The organism is Lactobacillus sp. X-49, from assembly GCF_057063645.1.
Window position 1 is genome coordinate 1 of the sequence record NZ_JBXSQM010000015.1, and the last position, 15,833, is coordinate 15,833.

Below are 15,833 nucleotides of genomic sequence, written 5' to 3' on the forward strand. Positions count from 1 at the left end.
AACAATCGTTGGAATAATCATTGCAAGATGATTAGTTGTGTATGAAAAACATGTATTGAAGGAGGAACTTCAAGATGAAATTAACTAAAATAGCCAGTATGGTAATGACAAGTGCCACAGTTTTATCGACTGTAGCTGCCGCTACCCCGGCCATTATTCAAGCTAAAACCCAAGAAGGCCTGAATGGCGCATCTAGAAACCAGGGTAGAGTCTTACCAGATACCAATCATAGTAAAGTAGGGATTACCTTTGGAAGCGGCAGTACCGGTGGCGGCGGTAATAATCCTGGCGGCGGCGGTAATAATCCTGGCGGCGGCGGTAATAATCCCGGCGGCGGTAATGAAAATAAACCAGATGATGGCAAGGGCTATTTACGTTTGCAACATGTACCAGAAGTACTCGACTTTGGTAGTCATGGTAAGTTTGACTCTACCTACCCTATCTTTGACGCAACTGGTACAAATGTAAATGATCTCAGCAATGATGCATATCCTGGATATGACGGGGGAGCTAATAAGACCCCGAAGCTTTCTACCACTGAGCCTGAGTTAATTAATGTTATTGGTAAGACTTGGGTGACAGTGGTTGATAAGCAACAGAACCGTTCAGGCGTAGAACCTGGTGACAAGAATGATGATCATGCAGGAGATTGGCAGTTAAGTGTTAAAGCCGATGGTCCGCTGACTACTGGCAGTGGTGCTAGTGCCAAAACAATTAGTGGCGCCACGCTAGGTTTTAACAATACTGTAGTTGGCCAAACACGAGATGCTATGCGATTAACAGGAAATATAGATGATGGAAATTATAATTCTCCCGCTGATCTGGTTGATCTCAATAGTGTGAATAAAAGTTTTACGGTTAATTTAGATACCAATAGTACTGCAGTTCAGGTTGGGAACGCACCATCAACTGCTACTGGTGTTGGAGCAGCCGTTTTTGCTTGGGATCCAAGTGATATCAAGTTGACTTTACCAACCACTGCCAGTGTTGATGCAGGAACTTATACGACTTCATTAACTTGGACTTTATCCACAGGACTTCAATAAACTTAAGATTTTGTCAAGATACTTACTAACTAACAATTAAGTGATATTTTTTCACTTATACCTGCAAGTTTTGCCTAATTTTCTTAAATTAAAGTTTAAGGAAATTCTGGTAGAAGTTTGTTGTTAGGCAACAATAATAATGATTTTATAAAAGGTGCTCAAGCATAAAGCTTGAGCACCTTTTTTGTTTAATTAGGATTATAAAAAGGCAGTAGACAACTCTAAGGTCTACTACCCGTTACTTATTGTTGCTAAAATAATTATCTCGCCAAGGCGCCCATTGGATCCCATGGCAAAAGTTGAATAGGATCTTTAGCCCCCTCAGCAAACTCGGTCTTTAAAGTATCAGAGAGAAACTTTTTGTTAATCACCGCTTGGTATACAAAAGCATCAAACCAAGCATCACTCATTACAAAGTAACCTTTAAAGCCCGGCTTTTCACCCCAAGAGTTTTCAATTTTCCATTTAGTTGGTTTTCCTTCAACTAAATCAACTCCAGTAATCACCATGGCATGATCCATCATGCTTTCGCCAGAATCAAGTTTGTCGCCCTTTGACATTGACATATCAATATCAAATAATTCATCGCGCTGGTAAATCTTGGTATCAAGCAAGCCTAGTTGTCTTTCGGAATCTTTGCCCACATTTGAGCCAAACCAAACAACTTCGCCACCCTTTAACTGTTGGATGATTAAATCTTTCATTTCAGAAATTTCTAAGTTCATGTGCCTTACTTGGCGACCGCCGACAATATTGCCAAGGTATTCAACAGAAAAGACTTTATGATATGGCTTATCAGCAGTTGGCGAATTAATAATTGATACGTGGTCTTCAAGATTCATACCGACATACTTATCGAAGAATTCTTTTGGTGTAAGATCTGCTTCGCGGTGATAGTTGCCATCATCATCTTTGTATTCAAAGTCAAATTTCTTTGGTGGTATTCCTAATGAAATAACAAGAACTCTGAAAATATCATTCAAAAATTCATTCTTGCGAGCAGTAACTTCATTTTCGGTTTTACCACTATTAATCATCGCGCGCAAAGCTAACCCATCTTTACGTAAAAGAGTATTCAAAGTGTCATTCAAGGCACTTGAACTAGTGGCATTAGCTGTTTCGGGATAAACTGCTTTAGGTACAATACCGTACTTTTCGATTAAACCGCATAGCATATCCCATTGCCCACCATCTTGTTGTGGAGTTGCAAACAAGAAGCTAACTTTCCGGTCTCCTAAAGGTTTATCGGCAGTAGCAATTACGTTTTCAAAGAACCAGTTAGACTTTTCGAATTTGTCCCAGAAGTTAGTGTAATTTTGGGATAATTCAAAGTCTTTAACTTTGTATTCTTTTTGTAAAGGGTGACGCATGGTATTTAAAGCTGAAAACATCCAGCAGCGACCTGATTGTTTTTGGTCAGCGGGTTTACCTGTGTCAATTTCGATAGAAAAAGTTGGCTCGAGGTCAATCTTTGATTGCAAATTTTGACTAGCCTTGTAAATGCCATTTTGTTGGGCAGCCCGGCTAGCAATGTTAATGCCAGGGTGCTTGTTTAAATCAGCAGCAAAATTAGCAATGGCTTCATTTGTGATTTCTTTTGTCATAAAATGTTTCCTCCTTAAAGTTAATTACTTCTATTTTAGCCTAATGCACGAGAGTAGTCTAATATAGAAAGTTTGATAATTATTTGCTATAAGGCTTGTGATACCAAATTTTGTCAAATTCTGAATGTTGGCTAAAATAGGCGATGACTTGCGGGTCAAGTGGCCACACTGGTATTTGGGACTTTTGAGCAATTTTCATTACTACTTTCATCTGATCGTGTAAAATTTGCTTACTATTTACATCGGGGTTAATAAATAAGTGATTCATTACCCAGATTGGTCCAGTTTGTCGGTTAATTTTGTCCATTGACCACCGGCAGATTAGGCGATTATTATCGTCGTTAACTTGAAAGGCTTGATGGGAATTATTAATATCGAACATAGTTTTTTCCTTTTAAAATAACTTATTTTTACGTATTTAATCATATAGAAGATTTCTGAATCTTCGTAATCTATTGTAAAATAAATATTAATGTTTTAAAGGAGATAAAATGAAGAAAAATCGTGGCTTTGAAGTCGTATCTAAATATCAAGATCAAAAAATCATGTTACCAAGACGGCAAACACTTGCAAGTGCAGGCTATGATTTAGAGGCGGCTAAAGATATGGTAGTTCCGAGTATTTGGCGTCTTAATTTTGTACGCATTTTTCGTTTATTGCGTAATGGTCATCAACTTTATGAATCTGATTATGAGCTTGCTGATGAAATTTTACGACCAATATTAATACCAACTGGAATCAAGGCGTATATGCCTGAAGATGAAGTTCTGATTTTGGCAAATCGCTCATCTAATACTTTTAAACGTAGCTTAAGTTTACCCAATGGAATTGGAGTCATTGACGCAGATTACTATAATAATGAGAAAAATGAGGGTGAAATTTTCGTTCAAATGCTTAATTACGGTATCAGACCGATTAAAATTCACAAGGGAGATCGCATTGCCCAAGGTATTTTTATTAAATACAACAAAGTTGATAATGATTTGCCAGTCGATCGTCAAAGATGTAATGGCTTTGGTTCAACAAATGAGAAGGAGGACTAATGGGAAAGATTAAAACTAAGTATAAATGTCGTTCATGTGGCTATATTTCTGCTAGTTATTTAGGGCGTTGTCCTAATTGTGGGGCATGGAATCAGTTTGAAAAAGAAACTGAAACATTGCAGACACGATCAAGTAAAGGAAGTCCCAGTAGACTCATTAAGCAAGCTGGTGGCAGTGAACCGATTAAAATGGATCAGGTAAAAGCAGAAAAAGAAGAACGTATTCAAACTAGCATGGGTGAATTAAATCGTGTCCTTGGAGGCGGGATTGTACCTGGATCACTTGTTTTGATCGGTGGAGATCCAGGGATTGGTAAATCAACATTAATGTTGCAAATCATGAGCGAACTATCGCATCAGCATAAAGTGCTTTATGTTTCAGGAGAAGAGTCTGCAAATCAGATTAAGTTGCGTGCTGATCGTTTAGGGTTAAAATCTAGCGAAATGTTACTATATCCTGAAACCGATATGGAGGATATTAGACGACAAATTGATACCATTCATCCCGATTTCGTAGTTATAGATTCAATTCAGACAATGAATGAGCCAAGTCTTGATTCAATGACGGGTTCAGCTTCACAAGTGCGAGAAGTAACAAGTGAATTAATGAAGGTTGCTAAAGTTGATGCAATTACGGTTTTTGTGATTGGTCATGTCACTAAAGAAGGCGCAATTGCTGGACCAAAAATTTTGGAGCACATGGTTGACACCGTTCTTTATTTTGAGGGTGATGAACACCATGCCTACCGCATTTTACATTCAGTAAAAAATCGTTTTGGCGCCGCAAATGAAATTGGAATGTTTGAAATGGTAAATAGGGGTCTCAAAGAGGTAACCAATCCGTCAGCAATATTTTTGGATGAGCGTTTACCTGAATCAACGGGCTCAGCAATTGTGGTTTCCTTAGAAGGAACAAGACCAATTCTGGCAGAGATTCAGGCACTAGTTACGCCAACGGCATTTGGTTATGCTAAGAGAACGACTTCAGGGGTTGATTTTAATCGAGCGGCTCTTTTATTAGCAGTCTTAGAGAAGCGGGGCAACTTAATGTTGCAAAATCAAGATGTCTACTTAACTGCAACGGGTGGTATTCGTTTGAATGAACCTGCCATTGATTTAGCAGTTGTAATGGCGATTGCGTCTAGTTATAAAAATCAGGAGATACTGCCGACCGATTGTTTTGTGGGTGAAGTTGGTTTAACGGGCGAGGTGCGCCGTGTTAATCAAATTGATGCCCGGATTAAGGAAGCCGCTAAGACTGGTTTTAAGCGTATCTTTATTCCAAAACATAATATGAGGAATAGCTTGAAGCAATTAGGAATTGAAGTAATTCCTGTTGCAAGTATTCCACAAGCATTAAAATTGGTTTTAGGATAAGGAAAGATTGAACTTTTAGCTTATTACGGGTAAACTAAAATTGTTTGAATTTACTATATTGAAAGAGGCATAATTTTGGCAAAACAAAAAATTCGAGTAAGATATGCCCCCAGTCCAACGGGGCATTTACACATCGGTAATGCACGTACCGCGCTTTTTAATTACTTATTTGCTCGGCACAATAAGGGCACTTTTGTTTTAAGAATTGAAGATACTGACACCAAGCGTAATGTCGAAGGTGGCTCTAAGTCACAAATGGAGAATCTTCATTGGCTCGGAATAGATTGGGATGAAGGTCCTGATAAAGGGGGAGACTTTGGTCCCTATCGTCAATCCGAACGTAAAGAAATTTACAATAAGTATATTCAGCAGCTACTTGATGAAGGTAAAGCTTACTATTCTTATAAAACTCAAGAAGAACTTGAAGAGCAACGAGAAGAGCAACGTGCTATGGGAATTGCGCCGCACTACACCTATGAGTATGAAGGCATGACTGCTGATGAAATTGCGCAGAGTCAGGCCAAAGCCCGAGCTCAAGGCTTAACCCCAGTTGTTCGTATTCATATTCCAGAAATGGAAACTTATGAGTGGGAAGATTTGGTTAAAGGGCATTTGAGCTTTGAATCGGATACCATTGGTGGTGATTTTGTTATTCAAAAACGTGATGGCATGCCAACTTATAACTTTGCGGTTGTGGTTGATGATCACCTAATGGAAATTACTCATGTTCTTCGCGGTGATGACCATGTTTCTAATACACCTAAGCAGTTAGCAGTGTATGAAGCATTAGGCTGGGAACCACCTAAATTTGGTCACATGACGTTAATCATTAACGCTGAAACTGGGAAAAAGCTATCTAAGCGTGATGAATCAGTTTTACAGTTTATTGAACAGTACCGTGATTTAGGGTATCTTCCTGATGCAATGTTTAATTTTATTACGCTACTTGGATGGTCGCCAGTTGGTGAAAGCGAAATTTATAATCAACGAGAACTGATCAAGCAGTTTGATCCTGAGCGTTTATCTAAATCTCCGGCTGCTTTTGACCAGAAAAAGCTGGAATGGATTAATAATCAGTACATTAAACAGGCAAATCGTGATACCTTACTTGATTTAGCTTTAAACAACTTACAAGAGGCTGGATTAGTTGAAGAAACCCCATCACCAGAAAAGCTAGAGTGGGTTCGACAATTAGTAAATATTTATTCTGTACAAATGTCTTACACTAAACAAATTGTTGATTTAGCTAAAATATTCTTTGCTGCACCAAAAAATTTGGATGACGAAGAAATTGCTGAAATTCGTAAGGATGAGGCACGACCGGTAATTGAAGAATTTAAGAAACAGCTTGAATTGATTCCTCGCTTTACTGCTACCCAAATAATGAAGGCAGTTCAAGCAACACGTAACGAAACAGGAATTAAGGGTAGGCGACTCTTTATGCCAATTAGAATAGCGACAACTAGATCAATGGTTGGTCCTGGAATTGGAGAAGCTATGGAGCTTTTGGGTAAAGAACGAGTATTGCAACACTTAGACTTAACTTTAAAACAAATGAGTGAAAACGGCTTATAATTGCTTATCAAAATAGCGTATAACGTTCTTAAAGCGTGATACGCTATTTTGTTTTGAAAATTGGTGTTGAATGTGTTCTTTCTGTTAAAATAAAAAGAAAAGTTTAAAGAAAGGCAAGTTAGCCGCTGTGAAAATTTATAATACTTTAACTAAGACTAAAGAAGAATTTCGACCGATTACGCCTGGACAAATTACGATGTATGTTTGTGGCCCGACTGTATATAATTATATTCATATTGGTAACGCACGCAGTGTGATCGCTTTTGATACAATTAGGCGCTATTTTGAATATAAGGGTTACCAAGTTAACTATGTCTCTAATTTTACTGATGTCGATGACAAGATGATTGATGAGGCACGAGCGGAAGAGATTACAGTTCCTGAACTAGCTGAACGCTATATTCAAGCTTATTGTGAAGATATTCAAGCATTAAACGTTGAAAAAGCGACCATGAATCCACGGGCAACAAATGAAATCCCAGCAATTATTGACTTTATTAAGAGATTAATTAAACGGGGTTATGCTTATGAATCTGGTGGAGATGTTTATTATCGAACACGCAAATTTAAGCATTACGGAGAATTGAGCAATCAAAATATTGCTGAACTTGAAGCTGGTGCTTCTGAACATGTGAATCAAGAAGAACAACAACGTAAGGAAGATCCAATTGATTTTGCTTTATGGAAAAAGCAAAAACTACCAGATGAAATTGCGTGGGAATCTCCTTGGGGCAAGGGACGTCCAGGGTGGCATATTGAGTGCTCAGTAATGTCAACTAAGTATTTAGGTGAAACAATTGATATTCATGGTGGAGGACAGGACTTAGAGTTTCCACACCATGAAAATGAGATTGCTCAGAGCGAAGCAGCCACGGGTAAGAAGTTTGTACACTATTGGATGCATAACGGTTTTGTCACAGTTGGGGCTGATCAAGAAAAAATGTCTAAATCTTTGCATAATTTTGTGACTGTGCATGATTTGTTAAAGACGACTAATCCGCAAGTTTTACGCTTTTTTATGGCTAGTGTACATTATCGCCGGCCAATTAATTATTCTGATAACAATTTAGCTCAGGCGAAAAATATTTTAAACCGGTTTAAAAATACACTAATTAACATTGCTTATCGTCTTAATGACCAGACTGACAGTATGGCTTCACCAATATTAGTGGCTAAAATAGCTCAGACTGAGGATCAATTTACTGAGGCAATGGACGATGATCTAAATGTCCAAAATGCCCTTGCAGCTATTTATGATTTACTACCAGAAATCAACGCTAATGTTGCATCTGCTTTTGCTGATAAGGATGCACTTAATAGGGCTCAACAATTGTTGATTACATGGTTAGGAATTTTCGGAATTGACGCTCAAAAATTGACTACTTCGGTTAGAAGAAAATCGGATGACGAAATCAGTAATTTGATTCAAGAGCGAGAAAAGGCACGAGCAAGTAAAGATTGGGCAAAAAGTGATGCTATCCGTGCACAATTAAAGAAAATGGGTGTTACGTTAGAAGATACCCCTCAAGGGACAAGGTGGATACGTGATTAAAAGAAAAATGACAGAAAGAAAAATCAATCCTGATACGTTAAATGGACAAACTTTAGCTTATTTGGGAGATGCAGTATACGAAATTGCTATTCGTGAACATTTAATTAAATGTCAGATTGTTAAACCGCAGGTTTTACAGCGTCAAGCTACGTACTATGTTTCGGCTAAGGCACAGGCAGCTTTGATTACAAAATTGCAAGCTGATAACCTTTTAACTGCTGATGAAGTAACAATCTTTCATCGTGGTCGTAACGCTAAGACACACACTAAAGCGAAGAATACAAGTCTGTCAACTTATCAATTGTCAACAGGTTTTGAAGCAGTATGGGGGTATTTGGAATTGTTAGGAGAAAAAGACCGTATTTTTGAACTAACCTCATGGTGCATAAAAGCAGTAGAAAATGGTGGGATAGATGAATATGAGTTCAATTAATAGTGATTTTATTTTCGGTAAGCATGCTGGACTAGATTTTTTAAAAACGCAGGATGCTGAACGGATTAATAAAGTTTTTCTTCAACAAGGCGTACAAGAAAATTTTGCCAACGAAGTTTTTGAATTAGCAAGAAATAAAGGTGTGATTGTTCAGACCGTACCTAAAAATAAGCTGGATCGGTTGGTAGCAGGCGAAAATCATCAGGGTCTAGTTTTAACGATTGCAAGTTTCGAATATGCAGATTTAGCTCGGTTATTAGACCAGTTAGATCAAGCAAAAGAAGATCCTTTTTTGTTAATGTTGGATTCAATTGAAGATCCGCACAATTTGGGTTCAATTCTGCGAACAGCTGATGCAACTGGAGTAGACGGAATAATAATTCCTAAACGTCATGCAACAGGGCTGACATCGGTTGTTGCTAAAACTTCTACCGGTGCAATTGACCATGTCCCAGTTGCCCGTGTTAATAATCTGGTTCAAACTAGTAAAATTTTAAAAAATAAAGGTTATTGGTTATTTGGAACAGATATGAATGGTATTGATTATCGTCGCTGGAACAGTAAAGGTAAGGCCGTGTTGGTAATTGGTAACGAAGGCAAAGGTATTTCACGGTTACTTAAAGAACAAATGGACCAAATGTTAACTTTGCCAATGGTTGGACACGTTCAATCGCTCAATGCAAGCGTGGCAACGGGTATAATGCTTTATCAGATGCTCAATAGTCGTAATCCGTTAAACTAAAGAATAAAAATACCCTGAAACTAAGTAATTAACAGTTTAATTATTTAGTTTCAGGGTATTTTTTGTTGATTAAGATTATTTTGGCAATTATATTAACGTTGAAAATAATGTGTTTTAATGTTTTGTTGCACCAAAAATAAATTGTAGTATATAAACGTTTGTTCGATATTTTAGTAAGAAAAAGTTGCGTATTCTTCACCTCAAATACTAAGAAAGTTTGAGGATAAGAAGAATGGTCAAAGAAAAATTATTTGATGTAAACGCAGATGAAACGAATTTAATCTCACAGATTAAGGAAGGAAAAGACGATGCACTTGTAAAACTTTATCAACTATATTATCCGTTAGTATATAGTGTGAAGCAAAAATATTACGTTCGATATTATGATGACCAAGATTGGAATCAGGACGCATTAATTATTTGTCATGCCTCGGCTATGAATTTTGATCAAAGTAAGGGAAGATTTGGCAGTTATTATAAAACTCGGCTCACTAATCATGCTAAAACATTGGTCAGATATGATTCTGCTTACAGAAGAAAGGCAATGAATCAATCAGTTTCATTAGACGCGGCAAAAGAAAAGGGATTAGACCCGATAGCAAAATCAGTTATAAGTCCAAGTGAAATTCCATTAAGTGAGTCATTAGCTAGTTTAATTGCCAGCTTATCTGATTTAGAAATTAGTGCCCTACTAATTGAGTTAGGGATCATTGATCTAGAAGATGCCCTGCAAAAGTTTAAAGTGGAGCGGGTTACAATTTTGCGTGCACGCTCACGCGTGTCACGAAAAATGCGCCATGTACTTTTAGATTAGTTATTTTAGTAGTCGGCACTAAAAAGGGGTATAATAAATAATTGTAGAATAATATTTAGGAGGTAATTAAGATGGCAGAAGAAGTTATAAAGACAGCATTGCTAGATCGTCACATGAAAGAAGTATTTGACTGGAGTGACTCTGATATTCCTGTTAGAGATGTACTTTGGGACTATTTTATGGAAAAAAATGGGAGAGATACTATCAAGACAGAAGAAGATATGCTTCCGTTTCTTGATGATGCTGACGACAAAATCGAATCCTTCGTAAATGAAAATCTTAAGAAGTAAGTCCGACTAATAAGATATTCTACGCTCAGTGGTCACGCTATATGTTGATCACCAATGGCCGCCCGCGATAGAGTGGCTATTTTTATTGAGACCATTTTACTAATTAAAGTGGCAAACTGTAATTAATTGCTTATAGAGATTTTTTTTGCTAAAATACAATAGTTTGGAAGTGAGATTATGGCAGTGAAAAAAGCATCCTTAGCCTGTAGCATTTGTGGCTCACGTAACTACTCGATCACCGCAAGTAAGAATCGCACTCAGCGGCTTGAGTTGAATAAATTTTGCAAGTATTGTGGTAAGATGACTTTACATAAAGAAACGAGGTAAGAGGATAATGATTAAATTTTTTAAGAGCGTTGTTGAAGAAATGCGATTAGTAACTTGGCCAAGTGCTAAGCAGAACCGTCATGACACGGGAATTGTTATCGGCTCCTCGATTTTGTTTGCATTATATTTGGGACTACTTGACTGGGCATTTAGCAGTCTAACTCAAATTGTTATGTGATAGCAAAACAAATTTATTTGTGTTACAATATATAATCATTTATAACCTCTGACCTAGAGGTTTTTTGTTTGCCTTAAAAAGGAGAATCTGTAGTAATGGTTGAAACAATAAAAAAGCAATGGTATGTACTTCATACATATTCTGGATATGAAGATAAAGTCAAGTCTGACTTGCTATCACGTGCACAAAGTATGGGAATGCAGGATTATATTTTCCGCGTGATGGTTCCTGAACAAGAAAAAATTGAAAAAGTCAACGATAAGAAAAAAGAGATTGAAGAAAAAATATTCCCTGGTTATGTGCTAGTTGAAATGGTAATGACAGACGAAAGCTGGTTTGTAGTTAGAAATACACCTAATGTTACCGGATTTGTTGGCTCCCATGGTGGTGGATCCAAGCCTTCACCTCTTCTTGATGAGGAGGTTAATCGGTTATTGCGTCAACAAGGTGAGCCAGTTAAGCGTCCACAAATTGATTATGAAATTGGCGAAACAGTCACAATCATTGATGGTGCATTTAACGGTGTTGAAGGTAAGATCACAGAAATTCAACCTGATAAATACAAATTATTTGTTTCAGTCGAAATGTTTGGTCGAGCAACAACAACCGAGCTTGACTATGATCAAGTAAAGAAAATTAATTAAATTTTCAAATATTGCAAATTTATTCAAACGATGGTACGCTATTAACGTAGTTTTATTATTGTGGGAGGAAGGGCAAGTTGTTTTTCCATTTTAACCACACACGGAATCAAGGAGGTTTTGACCGTGGCAAAGAAAGTTATTAACGTTGTCAAATTACAAATCCCAGCTGGTGCTGCAACACCTGCACCTCCAGTTGGTCCAGCTTTAGGTCAAGCCGGGATTAACATTGTTGGCTTTACCAAGGACTTCAATGCTAGAACAGCTGACCAAAAAGGCATGATTATTCCTGTAGTCATCACTGTTTACGAAGATCGTTCATTTGAATTCGTAACTAAGACTCCACCAGCTCCAGTGCTATTGAAGCAAGCTGCTAAGATTGACAAAGCATCTGGCGAACCTAACACCAAGAAAGTTGGTAAGGTTACCAAGGCTCAAGTTAAGGAAATTGCTGAAACAAAGATGCAAGACCTTAATGCTGCTGATGTCGAAGCTGCTATGCGGATGATCGAGGGTACTGCTAGAAGTATGGGCATCGAAGTCGAAGACTAATCCTGTTATTTATAACATTTTAGGTGGGAGAGCTTAACGCTTGTTTGACCACATATTAAGGAGGAAATCACATGCCAAAGCATGGTAAAAAATATTTAGAAGCTGCTAAAAAAGTAGATTCAAAGAAAATGTATTCGGTTGCCGAAGCAATTAAACTAGTTAAGGAAACCTCATATGCAGGTTTCGATGCTTCAGTTGAAGTTTCATACAACTTAAGTGTTGACCCTAAGCAAGCAGACCAACAAATTCGTGGTTCAATTGTTTTGCCAAATGGTACAGGTAAGACTCAAAAAGTTATAGTTTTTGCAGAAGGTGCTCAAGCTGAAGCAGCTAAAGCTGCCGGTGCTGATGAAGTTGGTTCAGACGACTTAGTTGAAAAAGTTCAAAATGGTTATTTAGACTTTGATGTTGTTGTCGCTACACCAACAATGATGGCTAAGGTAGGACGCTTGGGTCGAGTATTAGGACCTAAAGGCTTGATGCCAAACCCTAAGACTGGAACTGTTACAATGGATATTGAAAAAGCCGTTAAAAATGTAAAGGCTGGTCAAGTTGAATACCGTGTAGACCGTCAAGCTGCAATTCATGCTGCGATTGGTAAAGTTTCATTTACTGATGAGCAATTAGTTGAAAACTTTGATGCTTTACGTGATGTTATTTTACGTGCGCGTCCTTCGGCTGCTAAGGGTCAATATATTAAGAGTGTAGCTGTAGCTGCAACCTTTGGACCTGGAATTAAGCTTGATCCATTAAACCTAGACTAAAATCAAATAAGACAAAAGCAACTTTGCTGTAAACGCAAGTTGCTTTTTTTAAACCATTTTTCAAGTGAATATGATTGGTCAATCATCAATGTTTTGATAAACTAATAGTGAATTTAATTGAGGAAAATGTATAATGCGAAAAAGTAATTTAAGCAAAGTGCTGGTTGTATTTTTGATTATATCGATTTTTTTAGTTGGTTGTAGCAAAAATAATAAAAAAATTACGATTGTCGGCTCAAGTGCCTTGCAACCCTTAGTTGAACAGGCTGGAAATGATTATCATTTATCCCATCTTGATAGTAATATTGTTGTTCAAGGTGGAGGTTCTGGTACTGGTCTTAGTCAAGTTCAAGCAGGGGCAGTGGAAGTAGGAACTTCTGATGTTTTTGCAGATACTCAAAAGGGAATTGATGGTAAGAAGTTGGTAGACTTTCCTGTTGCAGTGGTTGGTATTGTTCCAATCGTTAATAAAGGCGTTGGAATAAAAAGTTTGTCACGCAAACAACTTGCCTCTATTTTTACAGGAAAGATTAAAAATTGGCGTCAAGTTGGGGGAAAAGACCTGCCAATAATTGTTATTAATCGTTCTCGCGGTAGTGGAACAAGGACAACCTTTGAGGATATTATCTTAAAAGGTCAAGAAGCCGTAAATTCACAGGAACAGGATTCTAACGGTAGTGTAAAGAAAATAGTTAATTCAACTCCTGGGACGATTTCGTACATTTCTTTTCCATATGCAAATGATTCTAACATTCAAAAGATTAATCTTGATCATGTAAAACCGATTAATGAGAATATTCGTACTAACAAGTGGCCATTATGGTCTTATGAGCACATGTATACTAAAGGAAAGCCTAATAAGGCAACTGCTGCTTTTATTAAGTATATTTTGAGTAAAAAAGTTCAGCAAGATTTAGTGCCAAAAATTGGTTATCTCAGTGTACACGAGATGGAAGTTACGCGTGACAGTCAAAATAGAGTTACGAAAATAGGTAATTAGCATGGCAAAAAAAGAACAAGATTTGCAAAAGGTTGTTGAAAAGGCAATTGCACAGCAGAAAGTACCACATGTCAAATTTAAGGGGATAGATCCTAAAAATATAGATATAGCACGTTTAACAAAACCATCTAAGGAAACAAAGCAAGAACGATGGGGCAAAGGTTTAACATTTTTGGCAATTGCTCTAATTGGTATTTTAATTGTGGCAATCATTGGTTTTGTAGGGATTCATGGACTTGCTACTTTTTTTGATAATAAAGTGAATATTTTTCACTTTTTATTTTCTTCTGACTGGAATCCAAGTGCTGGAAATAATCATGTTGGTGCAGCTGCAATGATTGTTACTTCATTTGCAGTAACACTACTGGCTGCATTAATTGCGACTCCATTTTCAATTGCTGTTGCTTTATTTATGACAGAATATGAATCTGGTAAAAGAGCGGGATTGTTACAATCAGTTATCGAACTCTTAGTAGGAATTCCTTCTGTTGTCTATGGCTTTTTAGGCTTAACAGTTGTCGTTCCGGCTATACGAACAATTTTTGGTGGGACCGGATTCGGAATTTTAACGGCAACCTTAGTATTATTTGTGATGGTTTTGCCAACAATTACTTCTTTGACAGTCGATGCTTTTAAGGCTGTTCCCAAGGAATTGCGAAAATCTTCAGCTGCACTTGGTGCTACTAAGTGGCAAACAATTTTTCATGTCGTTTTACGAGCCGCAAGAGCAAGAATAATGACCGCAATTATTTTTGGAATGGCACGTGCTTTTGGCGAAGCTCTGGCTGTACAAATGGCTATCGGCAATGCGGTGCTAATGCCTTCTAATTTGGTTAGTCCAGCTGCAACTCTGACTAGTCAATTAACTAGTCAAATGGGTAATACGGTCATGGGAACCTTACCAAATAATGCTTTATGGTCTTTGGCATTACTCCTATTATTAATGTCACTATTTTTCAATTTCTTGGTTCACTTAATTGGAAAGAAGAGTTAGCAGCATATGAATTCAAAAAGAAATAACCGAATTGCTACAGGCGTAATTTATTGTTTAGTCGGAATAGTAATTCTCCTATTAATCGGTATTATTGGCAATATCCTACTATCAGGTGTGACACACTTATCATGGCATTTCTTAACTTCAGCTTCATCTTCTTTTGAAGCAGGTGGAGGGATTAGAGATCAATTATTCAATTCACTGTATCTCTTAATATTGACCTTGCTTATTTCATTGCCAATTGCCCTTGGAGCCGCAATTTATTTAGCTGAATATGCTCCAGACAACTGGTTAACACAGATAATTAGAACAACAATTGAAATTTTAAGTTCATTACCCTCAATTGTAGTAGGTTTATTTGGATATTTAGTTTTTGTAGTCCAGTTTGGATTAGGTTTTTCAATTATTTCCGGTGCTTTAGCACTAACCTTTTTTAATTTACCAATATTAACTAGTAATATTGAAGAAGCGATTAAAGGGGTTCCCCAAACTCAGCGTGAAGCTGGTTGGGCTCTTGGCTTATCTAATTGGAAAACTATTCGTGGAATAGTTATTCCAGCTGCATTACCAGGAATTATTACAGGCGTTATTCTTAGTGCTGGTCGGGTATTTGGAGAAGCTGCAGCCTTAATTTATACTGCTGGTCAAAGTGGTTCAACGGTTGACTACACTAATTGGAATATGTTTAGTCCAACGAGCTTTTTAAATGTAATGAGACCTGCTGAGACCCTGGCTGTACATATTTGGAAAGTAAATACTGAAGGAATTATTCCTGATGTCAATATTGTGTCAGCTGCAACCTCGGCTTTATTAGTAATTGTAGTTATTATTTTCAATTTTGGGGCGCGAGCTTTAGGCAATTGGTTATATAAGCGGTTAACAGCTGCTAAGTTAAAATGAGG

19 protein-coding genes are annotated in these 15,833 nt (G+C 37.4%); 17 read left to right on the forward strand and 2 right to left on the reverse strand.

Features of this window, described 5'->3' with window-relative positions; genetic code table 11:
- Positions 1–74 precede the first annotated feature (74 nt).
- A complete protein-coding gene (locus ACYIAQ_RS07445) occupies positions 75–1,046 on the forward strand; it encodes a WxL domain-containing protein (protein WP_483563200.1) in 972 nt (323 codons plus the stop codon).
- Positions 1,047–1,306: 260 nt separating this feature from the next.
- Here the strand turns inward: ACYIAQ_RS07445 and pepC are convergent, their stop codons facing one another.
- Entirely contained in the window at positions 1,307–2,650 is a 1,344-nt protein-coding gene (gene pepC, locus ACYIAQ_RS07450; RefSeq protein WP_483563201.1) for an aminopeptidase C, read from the reverse strand.
- 79 nt (positions 2,651–2,729) lie between these two features.
- Positions 2,730–3,032: a hypothetical protein gene (locus ACYIAQ_RS07455; protein WP_483563202.1), complete on the reverse strand. Its 303-nt coding sequence runs from the start codon at positions 3,030–3,032 to the stop codon at positions 2,730–2,732.
- A gap of 109 nt (positions 3,033–3,141) precedes the next feature.
- Between ACYIAQ_RS07455 and ACYIAQ_RS07460 the strand changes: the two genes are divergently transcribed.
- The 16 genes from ACYIAQ_RS07460 to pstA all read left to right on the forward strand — a co-directional run bounded on the left by ACYIAQ_RS07460 (position 3,142) and on the right by pstA (position 15,831).
- Positions 3,142–3,693, forward strand: coding sequence for a dCTP deaminase/dUTPase family protein (locus ACYIAQ_RS07460; protein ID WP_122023239.1), 552 nt, complete (start codon positions 3,142–3,144; stop codon positions 3,691–3,693).
- Positions 3,693–5,069, forward strand: a complete 1,377-nt coding sequence (radA, locus tag ACYIAQ_RS07465; protein ID WP_483563203.1) for a DNA repair protein RadA — start codon at positions 3,693–3,695, stop codon at positions 5,067–5,069. The genes ACYIAQ_RS07460 and radA overlap by 1 nt, the downstream gene beginning before the upstream one ends.
- 75 nt (positions 5,070–5,144) lie before the next feature.
- Positions 5,145–6,644, forward strand: a complete 1,500-nt coding sequence (gene gltX, locus ACYIAQ_RS07470; RefSeq protein WP_122018710.1) for a glutamate--tRNA ligase — start codon at positions 5,145–5,147, stop codon at positions 6,642–6,644.
- 127 nt (positions 6,645–6,771) lie between these two features.
- On the forward strand, positions 6,772–8,196 hold the full coding sequence (gene cysS, locus ACYIAQ_RS07475; protein WP_483563204.1) for a cysteine--tRNA ligase: 1,425 nt from the start codon (positions 6,772–6,774) through the stop codon (positions 8,194–8,196).
- A 7-nt stretch (positions 8,197–8,203) separates the two neighbouring features.
- A complete protein-coding gene (locus ACYIAQ_RS07480; RefSeq protein WP_369916858.1) occupies positions 8,204–8,629 on the forward strand; it encodes a Mini-ribonuclease 3 in 426 nt (141 codons plus the stop codon).
- Positions 8,616–9,371 carry a 23S rRNA (guanosine(2251)-2'-O)-methyltransferase RlmB gene (rlmB, locus tag ACYIAQ_RS07485; RefSeq protein ID WP_122018759.1) on the forward strand — a complete coding sequence of 252 codons (756 nt, stop codon included), beginning with the start codon at positions 8,616–8,618 and terminating at the stop codon, positions 9,369–9,371. Before ACYIAQ_RS07480 ends, rlmB begins: the two co-directional genes overlap by 14 nt.
- Before the next feature lie 232 nt (positions 9,372–9,603).
- Complete coding sequence (locus ACYIAQ_RS07490) at positions 9,604–10,185, forward strand: sigma factor (RefSeq protein ID WP_483563205.1); 582 nt, start codon at positions 9,604–9,606, stop codon at positions 10,183–10,185.
- A 71-nt stretch (positions 10,186–10,256) separates the two neighbouring features.
- On the forward strand, positions 10,257–10,475 hold the full coding sequence (locus ACYIAQ_RS07495; RefSeq protein ID WP_483563206.1) for a P8 family protein: 219 nt from the start codon (positions 10,257–10,259) through the stop codon (positions 10,473–10,475).
- A 177-nt stretch (positions 10,476–10,652) separates the two neighbouring features.
- Entirely contained in the window at positions 10,653–10,802 is a 150-nt protein-coding gene (rpmG, locus tag ACYIAQ_RS07500; protein WP_122023234.1) for a 50S ribosomal protein L33, read from the forward strand.
- A gap of 7 nt (positions 10,803–10,809) precedes the next feature.
- Positions 10,810–10,980 carry a preprotein translocase subunit SecE gene (gene secE, locus ACYIAQ_RS07505; protein ID WP_122018696.1) on the forward strand — a complete coding sequence of 57 codons (171 nt, stop codon included), beginning with the start codon at positions 10,810–10,812 and terminating at the stop codon, positions 10,978–10,980.
- A gap of 95 nt (positions 10,981–11,075) precedes the next feature.
- Complete coding sequence (nusG, locus tag ACYIAQ_RS07510) at positions 11,076–11,624, forward strand: transcription termination/antitermination protein NusG (RefSeq protein WP_122018694.1); 549 nt, start codon at positions 11,076–11,078, stop codon at positions 11,622–11,624.
- Positions 11,625–11,747: 123 nt separating this feature from the next.
- Complete coding sequence (gene rplK, locus ACYIAQ_RS07515) at positions 11,748–12,173, forward strand: 50S ribosomal protein L11 (protein WP_122018692.1); 426 nt, start codon at positions 11,748–11,750, stop codon at positions 12,171–12,173.
- Between the two features lie 71 nt (positions 12,174–12,244).
- The gene (gene rplA / locus ACYIAQ_RS07520; protein WP_122018690.1) at positions 12,245–12,937 is read left to right on the forward strand and encodes a 50S ribosomal protein L1; all 693 of its coding nucleotides are present in this window, start codon (positions 12,245–12,247) and stop codon (positions 12,935–12,937) included.
- 133 nt (positions 12,938–13,070) lie between these two features.
- Positions 13,071–13,937 carry a phosphate ABC transporter substrate-binding protein gene (locus ACYIAQ_RS07525; protein ID WP_483563207.1) on the forward strand — a complete coding sequence of 289 codons (867 nt, stop codon included), beginning with the start codon at positions 13,071–13,073 and terminating at the stop codon, positions 13,935–13,937.
- A gap of 1 nt (position 13,938) precedes the next feature.
- Entirely contained in the window at positions 13,939–14,931 is a 993-nt protein-coding gene (pstC, locus tag ACYIAQ_RS07530) for a phosphate ABC transporter permease subunit PstC (protein WP_483563208.1), read from the forward strand.
- A 6-nt stretch (positions 14,932–14,937) separates the two neighbouring features.
- Entirely contained in the window at positions 14,938–15,831 is an 894-nt protein-coding gene (gene pstA / locus ACYIAQ_RS07535) for a phosphate ABC transporter permease PstA (protein WP_122018683.1), read from the forward strand.
- Positions 15,832–15,833: the final 2 nt, after the last annotated feature.

Coding starts and splice junctions, on each gene's coding strand:
- ACYIAQ_RS07445 (WP_483563200.1), top strand. CDS start 75: ATGAAATTAACTAAAATAGCCAGTATGGTAATGACAAGTGCCACAGTT.
- pepC (WP_483563201.1), bottom strand. CDS start 2,650: ATGACAAAAGAAATCACAAATGAAGCCATTGCTAATTTTGCTGCTGAT.
- ACYIAQ_RS07455 (WP_483563202.1), bottom strand. CDS start 3,032: ATGTTCGATATTAATAATTCCCATCAAGCCTTTCAAGTTAACGACGAT.
- ACYIAQ_RS07460 (WP_122023239.1), top strand. CDS start 3,142: ATGAAGAAAAATCGTGGCTTTGAAGTCGTATCTAAATATCAAGATCAA.
- radA (WP_483563203.1), top strand. CDS start 3,693: ATGGGAAAGATTAAAACTAAGTATAAATGTCGTTCATGTGGCTATATT.
- ACYIAQ_RS07480 (WP_369916858.1), top strand. CDS start 8,204: ATGACAGAAAGAAAAATCAATCCTGATACGTTAAATGGACAAACTTTA.
- rlmB (WP_122018759.1), top strand. CDS start 8,616: ATGAGTTCAATTAATAGTGATTTTATTTTCGGTAAGCATGCTGGACTA.
- ACYIAQ_RS07490 (WP_483563205.1), top strand. CDS start 9,604: ATGGTCAAAGAAAAATTATTTGATGTAAACGCAGATGAAACGAATTTA.
- ACYIAQ_RS07495 (WP_483563206.1), top strand. CDS start 10,257: ATGGCAGAAGAAGTTATAAAGACAGCATTGCTAGATCGTCACATGAAA.
- rpmG (WP_122023234.1), top strand. CDS start 10,653: ATGGCAGTGAAAAAAGCATCCTTAGCCTGTAGCATTTGTGGCTCACGT.
- secE (WP_122018696.1), top strand. CDS start 10,810: ATGATTAAATTTTTTAAGAGCGTTGTTGAAGAAATGCGATTAGTAACT.
- nusG (WP_122018694.1), top strand. CDS start 11,076: ATGGTTGAAACAATAAAAAAGCAATGGTATGTACTTCATACATATTCT.
- rplA (WP_122018690.1), top strand. CDS start 12,245: ATGCCAAAGCATGGTAAAAAATATTTAGAAGCTGCTAAAAAAGTAGAT.
- ACYIAQ_RS07525 (WP_483563207.1), top strand. CDS start 13,071: ATGCGAAAAAGTAATTTAAGCAAAGTGCTGGTTGTATTTTTGATTATA.
- pstC (WP_483563208.1), top strand. CDS start 13,939: ATGGCAAAAAAAGAACAAGATTTGCAAAAGGTTGTTGAAAAGGCAATT.
- pstA (WP_122018683.1), top strand. CDS start 14,938: ATGAATTCAAAAAGAAATAACCGAATTGCTACAGGCGTAATTTATTGT.